Annotated in this window: 8 protein-coding genes; 3 read left to right on the forward strand and 5 right to left on the reverse strand. The window is 64.4% G+C overall.

What is annotated here, in order from left to right; translation table 11 throughout:
* The first annotated feature begins 137 nt into the window (after positions 1–137).
* Together IX761_RS20965 and rlmF are read left to right on the forward strand one after the other, a co-directional pair.
* Positions 138–2,984, forward strand: a complete 2,847-nt coding sequence (locus tag IX761_RS20965) for a valine--tRNA ligase (RefSeq protein WP_194791422.1) — start codon at positions 138–140, stop codon at positions 2,982–2,984.
* A 178-nt stretch (positions 2,985–3,162) separates the two neighbouring features.
* On the forward strand, positions 3,163–4,104 hold the full coding sequence (rlmF, locus tag IX761_RS20970) for a 23S rRNA (adenine(1618)-N(6))-methyltransferase RlmF (RefSeq protein WP_194791423.1): 942 nt from the start codon (positions 3,163–3,165) through the stop codon (positions 4,102–4,104).
* 168 nt (positions 4,105–4,272) lie between these two features.
* Here rlmF and IX761_RS20975 read toward each other — a convergent pair whose 3' ends face one another.
* The gene (locus tag IX761_RS20975) at positions 4,273–4,554 is read right to left on the reverse strand and encodes an HU family DNA-binding protein (RefSeq protein WP_194791424.1); all 282 of its coding nucleotides are present in this window, start codon (positions 4,552–4,554) and stop codon (positions 4,273–4,275) included.
* A gap of 390 nt (positions 4,555–4,944) precedes the next feature.
* On the opposite strand from IX761_RS20975, the gene yejK reads away from it, so the two are divergent.
* Positions 4,945–5,952, forward strand: a complete 1,008-nt coding sequence (gene yejK / locus IX761_RS20980; RefSeq protein ID WP_194791425.1) for a nucleoid-associated protein YejK — start codon at positions 4,945–4,947, stop codon at positions 5,950–5,952.
* A 76-nt stretch (positions 5,953–6,028) separates the two neighbouring features.
* On the opposite strand, the gene IX761_RS20985 is transcribed toward yejK, so the two are convergent.
* The 4 genes from IX761_RS20985 to IX761_RS21000 all read right to left on the reverse strand — a co-directional run bounded on the left by IX761_RS20985 (position 6,029) and on the right by IX761_RS21000 (position 8,878).
* Positions 6,029–6,325 carry a GIY-YIG nuclease family protein gene (locus IX761_RS20985; RefSeq protein WP_194791426.1) on the reverse strand — a complete coding sequence of 99 codons (297 nt, stop codon included), beginning with the start codon at positions 6,323–6,325 and terminating at the stop codon, positions 6,029–6,031.
* A gap of 43 nt (positions 6,326–6,368) precedes the next feature.
* Positions 6,369–6,839: a nuclear transport factor 2 family protein gene (locus tag IX761_RS20990; RefSeq protein ID WP_194791427.1), complete on the reverse strand. Its 471-nt coding sequence runs from the start codon at positions 6,837–6,839 to the stop codon at positions 6,369–6,371.
* A gap of 99 nt (positions 6,840–6,938) precedes the next feature.
* A complete protein-coding gene (locus tag IX761_RS20995; protein ID WP_194791428.1) occupies positions 6,939–8,219 on the reverse strand; it encodes a CynX/NimT family MFS transporter in 1,281 nt (426 codons plus the stop codon).
* A gap of 11 nt (positions 8,220–8,230) precedes the next feature.
* Entirely contained in the window at positions 8,231–8,878 is a 648-nt protein-coding gene (locus IX761_RS21000) for a FadR/GntR family transcriptional regulator (RefSeq protein WP_194791429.1), read from the reverse strand.
* Positions 8,879–9,020: the final 142 nt, after the last annotated feature.

The following is a 9,020-nucleotide window of genomic DNA, read 5'->3' on the forward strand; positions in this document are numbered from 1 at the left end:
GGAATAGTGATCTCCTGTAGGAGCGGCCTTGTGTCGCGAAAGGGCTGCAAAGCAGCCCCAGCGCCTGTCGCCTCAACCCCCTACCTTGGTTATACTGCCCGGCTTTCCTGAACAAATGCCATAGGGTCCCGCCGCGCATGGACAAGACCTACCAGCCGCACGCCATCGAAACTTCCTGGTACAACACCTGGGAGTCCGAGAACTATTTCGCTCCACAAGGTGCAGGCGAGTCCTACACCATCATGATCCCGCCGCCGAACGTCACCGGCAGCCTGCACATGGGCCATGGCTTCAACAACGCGATCATGGATGCCCTGATCCGCTTCCGCCGCATGCAGGGCCGCGACACCCTGTGGCAGCCAGGCACCGACCACGCCGGTATCGCCACCCAGATGCTGGTCGAGCGCCAGCTCGAAGCCAAAGGCCAGAACCGCCACGACCTGGGCCGCGACAAGTTCCTGGAAAAAGTCTGGGAATGGAAGGATCAGTCCGGTGGCAACATCAGCCGCCAGATCCGCCGCCTGGGCTCGTCGGTGGACTGGAGCCGCGAGCGCTTCACCATGGACGACGGCCTGTCGGACGCGGTCAAGGAAGCCTTCGTGCGCCTGCACGAAGACGGCCTGATCTACCGCGGCAAGCGCCTGGTCAACTGGGACACCAAGCTGCACACGGCGATCTCCGACCTCGAAGTGGAAAACCACGACGAGAAGGGCCACCTGTGGAACCTGCGCTACCCGCTGGCCGATGGCGCCAAGACTGCCGAAGGCAAGGACTACCTGGTGGTTGCCACCACCCGTCCGGAAACCCTGCTGGGTGACGCCGCCGTGGCCGTCAACCCGAACGACGAGCGCTACCAGGCGCTGATCGGCAAGTTCGTCAAGCTGCCGCTGGTCGGCCGCCTGATCCCGATCATCGCCGACGACTACTGCGACCCTGAATTCGGCACCGGCTGCGTGAAGATCACCCCGGCCCACGACTTCAACGACTACGAAGTCGGCAAGCGCCACAACCTGCCGCTGCTGAACATCTTCGACAAGAACGCGATGGTGCTGGCCAGTGCCCAGGCGTTCAACCTCGACGGCAGCGTCAACGAGCAGATCGATACCAGCCTGCCCGCCCAATACGCCAGCCTCGACCGCTTCGTCGCGCGCAAACAGATCGTTGCCGACCTCGACGCCCAGGGCCTGCTGGTCAGCATCGACGACCATGCGCTGAAAGTCCCGAAAGGCGACCGCTCCGGCACCGTCATCGAGCCGTGGTTGACCGACCAGTGGTACGTGTCCACCAAGCCGCTGGCCGAACCCGCCATCGCCGCCGTGGAAGACGGGCGCATTCAGTTCGTGCCGAAACAGTACGAGAACATGTACTTCTCCTGGATGCGCGATATCCAGGACTGGTGCATCAGCCGCCAGCTGTGGTGGGGCCACCGCATCCCGGCCTGGTACGACGAAGCCGGCCAGGTCTACGTCGGCCGCGACGAAGCCGAAGTGCGCGCCAAGCACAACCTGGGCAGCGACGTGAAACTGCGCCAGGACGACGACGTGCTCGACACCTGGTTCAGCTCGGGCCTGTGGACCTTCTCCACCCTGGGCTGGCCGGAGCAGACCGAGTTCCTGAAGAAATTCCACAGCACCGATGTGCTGGTGACGGGCTTCGACATCATCTTCTTCTGGGTTGCGCGCATGATCATGCTGACCATGCACCTGATCAAGAACGAGGACGGCACCCCGCAGGTACCGTTCAAGACCGTGTACGTGCACGGCCTGGTGCGCGATGGCCAGGGCCAGAAGATGTCCAAGTCCAAGGGCAACGTGCTTGACCCGCTGGACATCGTCGACGGCATCACCCTCGACGCCCTGCTGGAAAAACGCACCAGCGGCATGATGCAACCGAAGCTGGCCGAGAAGATCGCCAAGCAGACCAAGGCCGAGTTCCCGGAAGGCATCGCCAGCTACGGCACCGACGCCCTGCGCTTCACCTTCTGCTCGCTGGCCTCCACCGGCCGCGACATCAAGTTCGACATGGGCCGCGTCGAGGGCTACCGCAACTTCTGCAACAAGATCTGGAACGCCGCCCGCTACGTGCTGGACAAGGGTGAGGACTGCGGCCAGAACGGCGAGGCCTACGAGCTGTCGCTGGCCGACCGCTGGATCATCTCGCAGTTGCAGCGCACCGAAGCCGAAGTGACCCGCCAGCTCGAGCAGTTCCGCTTCGACCTGGCCAGCCAGGCCCTGTACGAGTTCATCTGGAACCAGTACTGCGACTGGTACCTGGAGCTGTCCAAGCCGGTATTGTGGGACGAGAACGCCCCGGTCGAACGCGCCCGTGGCACCCGTCGCACCCTGGTACGCGTACTGGAAGTGGCGCTGCGCCTGGCCCACCCGTTCATGCCGTTCATCACCGAAGAAATCTGGCAGCGCATCGCGCCGCTGGCCGGCATCGACGGCAAGACCATCATGCTGCAACCATGGCCTGAAGCGAACGAAAGCCGCATCGACGCCGCCGCCGAAGGCGACATCGAATGGCTCAAGGAGTTGATGGTCGGCCTGCGCAACATCCGCGCCGAGATGAACATCGGCCCGGGCAAGCCGCTGCCGCTGTTCCTCAAGAACGCCAACGCCGACGACCAGCGTCGCCTGCAAGAGAACGAAGCCCTGCTCAAGAAGCTGGCCAAGGTCGAGTCGTTCACCGTACTGGGCGAGCAGGACGAAGCACCGCTGTCGGCCACCGCGCTGGTGGGTGACCTGCAAGTCCTGGTGCCAATGGCCGGCCTGATCGACAAGGACGCGGAACTGGCACGCCTGAGCAAGGAGATCCAGCGCTTGCAGGGCGAAGTGCAGCGCGTGGGTGGCAAGCTGTCCAACGCCGCGTTCGTCGACAAGGCCCCGCCTGCGGTGATCGAGAAGGAACGTGCCAAGCTGGCCGAGTCGGAACAGGCCCTGGCCAACTTCACCGAGCAGCACGCGCGCATCGCTGCGCTGTAACAACTAGGAAGACCGCTGGGGCCGCTATGCGGCCCTTTCGCGACACAAGGCCGCTCCTACAGTAACGGCGCCGGATGCAAAGGCGCCGAAATCCTGTAGGAGCGGCCTTGTGTCGCGAAAGGGCTGCATAGCAGCCCCAAGATCTACATGACACCGCTCGTCTAGGGCTGGACTCACCATGACCCAGAATAAACCCACCCTGCACCCTCGCAACCGCCACCAGGGCCGCTATGACTTCCCAGCCCTGATCAAGGCCCACCCGGACCTGGCCCGCTTCACCATCACCAACCCCTACGGCAAACCCAGCATCGACTTCGCCAACCCCGAGGCCGTGCGGGTGTTCAACCGCGCGCTGCTCAAGGCCCAATACGGTATCCAGCACTGGGACATCCCCGCCGACTACCTGTGCCCGCCTATCCCCGGCCGTGCCGACTACATCCACGTGCTGGCCGACCTGCTGGCCGAGGACAACGCTGGCGAGATCCCCCGGGGGGCCAGCGTGCGTGCGCTGGACATCGGCGTAGGCGCCAACTGCATCTACCCGCTGCTGGGCCACAGCGACTACCGCTGGCGCTTCCTCGGCTCGGACATCGACAAGACCGCCCTGGCCTCGGCCAAGGCCATCGTCCAGGCCAACACGCTGGACAAGGCCATCACCCTGCGCCAGCAGCCCGAGCCCAAGCACATCCTCAGCGGCCTGTTGCAGGCCGACGAGCGCTTCGACCTGACCCTGTGCAACCCGCCCTTCCATGCCTCGCGCGAGGAAGCCACGCGCGGCAGCCAGCGCAAGTGGAAGAACCTCGGCAAGCAGGACCCGAAACGCAAGCTACCAGTGCTGAACTTCGGTGGGCAGAACAACGAGCTGTGGTGCGACGGCGGCGAGATTCGCTTCGTCAGCCAGCTGGTGAGCGAAAGCGTGCAGTACGCGGCGCAGGTGCTTTGGTTCACCAGCCTGGTGTCCAAGGCCAGCAACCTGCCGGGCATTGAAGCTGCGCTGAAGAAGGCTGGAGTGAAAGCCCTGCGCATCGTGGAGATGGGCCAGGGGCAGAAGCAGAGCCGCATGGTCGCCTGGAGCTTCCACGACGATGAGGCACGCAAGGCCTGGCTGGCCAAGCGCTGAGGGCTTCGTGGGAGCGGGCTTGCCCCGCGATAGCGACGGCGAATTTGATACCGCCATCGCGGGGCAAGCCCGCTCCCACAACGTTCACAGCAACGGATCAGCTGGAACGCAGGCACAAAAAAACCGCGCCCGGGCAAGCCGGGCGCGGTTTCGTCAACGCAACAACAATTACTTGTTGATGGAGTCGGTCAGGGCCTTGGCCGGGACGAACTTGACGACTTTCTTGGCAGCGATTTCGATGGCAGCGCCAGTCGAAGGGTTGCGGCCGGTACGGGCAGGACGCTCGGAGACTTTCAGCTTGCCGATGCCTGGCAGGGTGATTTCGGCGCCGTTTTCCAGTTGGTCGGCGACGATCTGGCCCAGTTGCTCCAGGGCGTTGCGCGCGGTGGTTTTCGGCGCGTCGATGGCTTCAGCGATATCGGCAATCAGTTGGTCTTTGGTCAGTGCCATGGTGGTGTTCCTTCCCTATCAAATCAGAGGTTGTGCAGCGTGCTTGGTCGGTGGTCGGGCCAGCCCGGGACAATCCAGAGGCCGCGTCGAACGCGCATGTAGATGCGTAAATCGACGTTTGGTTCGACACCGCGCAAGCGATCTGCCAGCAATGCGCCACACAAGGGGCGCAAGACCGCGCAAAGCTACCACAGGAATTGATAAATATCCGCTACCGACCTTCATTTTGTGCAGGTTTTTCGGGGGTTTAAGGAAAAAACGCACCATTTTGAACAAAAAACGAACAACCGCCATTTGCGCCAACATCTGGCCACTGCATCACACCCGCACTGGGGTAAACTGAGCGCCTTTTGCAGCGCGGCCACCAACCGCCCCACCACAGAGAATTCCATGCCCATCCGTCATTGCATCGTTCACCTGATCGACAAGAAGCCCGATGGCAGCCCCGCCGTGCTCCATGCGCGCGACAGCGAACTGGCTGCATCGGACGCCATCGAAAACCTGCTGGCCGACCTCAACGACAGCTACAACGCCAAGCAAGGCAAGGCCTGGGGCTTGTTCCACGGCGAATCCGGCGCCTACCCGTTCAGCGGCTGGCTCAAGCAGTACCTGGATGACGAAAAGGACTTCGCCGCCTTCAGCCGCGTCGCCGTCGAGCACCTGCAGAAGCTGATGGAAGAGTCCAACCTGTCCACCGGTGGCCATGTGCTGTTCGCCCATTACCAGCAGGGCATGACCGAGTACCTGGCGATCGCCCTCTTGCACCACAGCGAAGGCGTGGCGGTGAACGCCGAACTCGACGTGACCCCTTCGCGCCACCTCGATCTGGGCCAGTTGCACCTGGCGGCGCGGGTCAACCTGTCCGAGTGGAAGAACAACCAGAACTCGAAACAGTACATTTCGTTCATCAAGGGCAAGAACGGCAAGAAGGTATCGGATTACTTCCGCGACTTCATCGGCTGCCAGGAAGGCGTCGACGGCCCGGGCGAGACCCGCACCCTGCTCAAGGCCTTCAGTGATTTCGTCGAGAAAGAGGACTTGCCGGAAGAGGCCGCCCGCGAAAAGACCCAGACCCTGGTCGACTACGCTACCTCCCAGACCAAGATGGGTGAGCCGATGGCGCTCGAAGAGCTGTCGAGCCTGATCGACGAGGACCGCCCGGAGGCGTTCTTCGATCACATCCGCAACAGTGACTACGGGCTGTCACCGGAGATTCCCGCCGACAAGCGCACCCTCAACCAGTTCCGCCGCTTCACCGGGCGCGCCGAAGGGCTGTCGATCAGCTTCGAGTCGCACCTGCTGGGCTCGAAGATCGAGTATGACGAGGAAGCGGGGACGCTGGTGATCAAGGGCCTGCCGACGCAGCTGGTCGACCAGCTCAAGCGACGCAAGGACTGACCAGCCCCCCAATCACCTGTAGGAGCCAGCCTTGCTGGCGAGGCTTTGCATGCGGGTTCGCCAGCAAGGCTGGCTCCTACAAGCATTCGTGTTCACAAGCGAAAGCGGCCACCAGCGCCTCTTTCGCGGCCTTGCGCAACTTCTTCACCAGCCGTTCCTGGCGCAGCGCCTCGCCCTTGTCCGGCCACTGCTCCATATACACCAGCGCCTGCGCCGGGCTGGTCTTGAAATAGCGTGCGCCCTGCCCCTTCTGGTGCTTGATGAACCGCCGCAGCGGATCGTCGCTGATGCCGCAGTACAGCGAACCATTGGCGGCGCGCACCAGGTAGACGTACCAGGGTTTGCATTCGAGGGGGCTGGGTGTGTCGCTCACGGCTGGCTTCGATACGGCTGAGGTTGGTCGCCAGCTTACCCGCTCAACGCCCTTGCTGGAATGCACGCAAGCCTTTGAAGGCCTGCTGGCGCACCTTGTTCTGCAGCATCGGTGACCAGCCCAGCAACAGCCCCGGCATGCCCAGCGCCTGCCGCGCCCAGCGCCACAGGTCAAAGCGGTCGTCGTGCTGGCAGATCAGGCCATCGCGAATCACGAACCGCGCCTGGATATCATTGATCACAATGCGCCCGGTCTGGCTGAACAGGTAGGTCGCCACCCAGTGCGCGGCACCGCTGTCGGCGTCGCTGCGCACGTTGTCGAAGCTCAGGGTGAAGTCTTTGGCGCGGGTGGTGAGCATGCGCCACATGTCCCCGGCATCCTGACCACGCAGGGTGCCGAACACCGGGTCGCTGAAGACGATATCGGCGCTGTAGCAGGCCACCATGGCCTCGGCGTCGAGGCGCTGGAAGGCCTCGTAGAAACGGGTGATCAGGGCGCTGTTGGCGTCGCTCATGGGGTGCTCCTGCGCGAATACGGAACCCGCAAGATACTGCCTGAGCGCCGCCGGCACCATGCCCATTCGCGCCATGAATGATGAGCGCGGGCGGGGGGGCTACAACCGCTCGCTACGCACCTGTACATGCCGTGCGCGCCCGGCGCCCAGCCCAAATACGATCGCCCCCACACCCAGCACCGCGAAGATCCAGCCCACCGCGTTCCAGCCACCGGTGAGGTCATGCACCAGACCCACGGCAAACGGCCCCATGGAGGCCAGCGTGTAGCCCACGCCCTGGGCCATGCTCGACAGGTTGGCGGCAACGTGGGCGTCGCTTGAGCGCAGCACGATCAGCGTGAGCGCCAGGGCGAAGGTACCGCCCTGACCCAGGCCCAGCACCACCGCCCAGCCCCACAGCCCATCGATAGGCGCGTACAGGCAGCCGAACAACCCGGCCAGGGTCACCAGCATCACCACCACGATGGCCAGGCGCTGGTCCTTGCCGCGGGTGGCCAGCCACGGCGCGGTCAGCGAGCTGATGAGTTGCACGATGACCGAGCCGGACAGCACCAACCCAGCCTCGGTAGGGCTCAGGCCGCGCCCGATGAGCATCGACGGCAGCCAGCCGAAGACGATATAGGCCAGCGACGATTGCAGGCCCATGTACAGGGTCACTTGCCACGCCAGCGGGTCACGCCACAGCCCGTGCACGCGGTAGGCGATCTTGTGCAGGCCGTGGCCCTGGCGGGCCTGGGGCAGCCATACCAGCATCGCCAGCAGCGCGGGCAGCAGCCAGAAGCCCAGGCCCAGCGCCCAGCTGCCGTCGAAGTGCTGGCTCAGTGGCACGGTGGCCCCGGCGGCCATGGCCGCGCCCAGGCACAAGGCCATGGTGTAGACGCCGGTCAGGGTGCCGGCGTGCTGCGGGAAGTCGCGCTTGACGATACCTGGCAGCAGCACACCAATGATGCCGATGCTTGCGCCTGCCATCAGGCTGCCGAGGAACACCCCGGCGGCCCCGAGGGTACTGCGCACGAGGATGCCCAGTGCCAGGGTCAGGAGAATGCCGAGGATCACCCGCTCGCTGCCGAAGCGCCGGGCGAGGATCGGCGCCAACGGCGCGAACAAGCCCAGGCACAGTACCGGCAGGGTGGTCAGCAGCCCAGCCTGCGAGGCGTTGAGCCCAAGCCCGTCGCTGACCTGGCCGAGCACGGGTGCCATGCTCGACAGCGCCGGGCGCAGGTTCAGTGCCACCAGCACCAGGCCCAGCAACAACAGCCAGGGGCGATGCAATTGCACGGACTGCTGCTGGACTTGTTCGTCGTCGGCCTCGGCGTCGATCAGCAGTTCGTCGAGTTCGGCCTCGCGTGGCGGGGTTTCGCGTGTCACGTGGTCAACCATGGTGGGGTCCGTCAGGATTCGATCAGGGTGCGGCTCAGGGCTTTGGCCCGCTCCGGATCGCGTTGCTCGAGGGCGTCGAGGATCTGGCCATGCAGGTCGAACACGGCCTGGCAGCGTGGCGTAGCGGTCATGTTGTGCTGCAGGGCGGCACCTGCCACGCCGGAGAAGTAGCGGTACAGCTCGCTGAGCGCGGGGTTGTGGGCGGCGTCCACCAGGCGTTGATGGAAGCGGATGTCGCAGGCGACGTAGGTATGCACATCGCCATGGAAGTGTTCGGCGCTGCGTTGCAGGGCTTCGCGCAATTCCCGCAGGTCCTGCTCGGTGTGGCGCAGCGCGGCCAGGCCGATGGCTTCGGCTTCGAGGATGTGGCGGGTTTCGCGGGCGTGTTCGACGGTGCAATGGGACATGGCCTGCACGGCTTGCAGGGGGTCCTGGGCGGTACGCAGGTAGCTGCCATCGCCCTGGCGGATTTCCACCAGGCCGCTGAAGGCCAGTACGCGCATGGCTTCACGTACGGTGTTGCGGCTGATGCCCAGGTCGGTGGCCAGCTCCGGTTCCGTGGGGAGGCGCTGGCCTACTGACCAGGTGCCGGTGGCGATACGGGCGCGGAGGTGGTCTACGGCTTGTTCTACCAGGGAGCGTTTGGTTAGCGGGGGCACTGGGGGTTACGTCCAGTCATCGGATGAATTTGGGGTTGGGGGACGATAGCGTTTTGTGGGGGTGGGGGCAAGGGTTCGGGTTCGGGTTCGGGTTCGGGTTCGGGTTCGGGTTCGGGTTCGGGTTCGGGGTCGGGTTCGGGGT

This window comes from Pseudomonas sp. UFMG81, from assembly GCF_015354575.1.
Lineage (GTDB): Bacteria > Pseudomonadota > Gammaproteobacteria > Pseudomonadales > Pseudomonadaceae > Aquipseudomonas.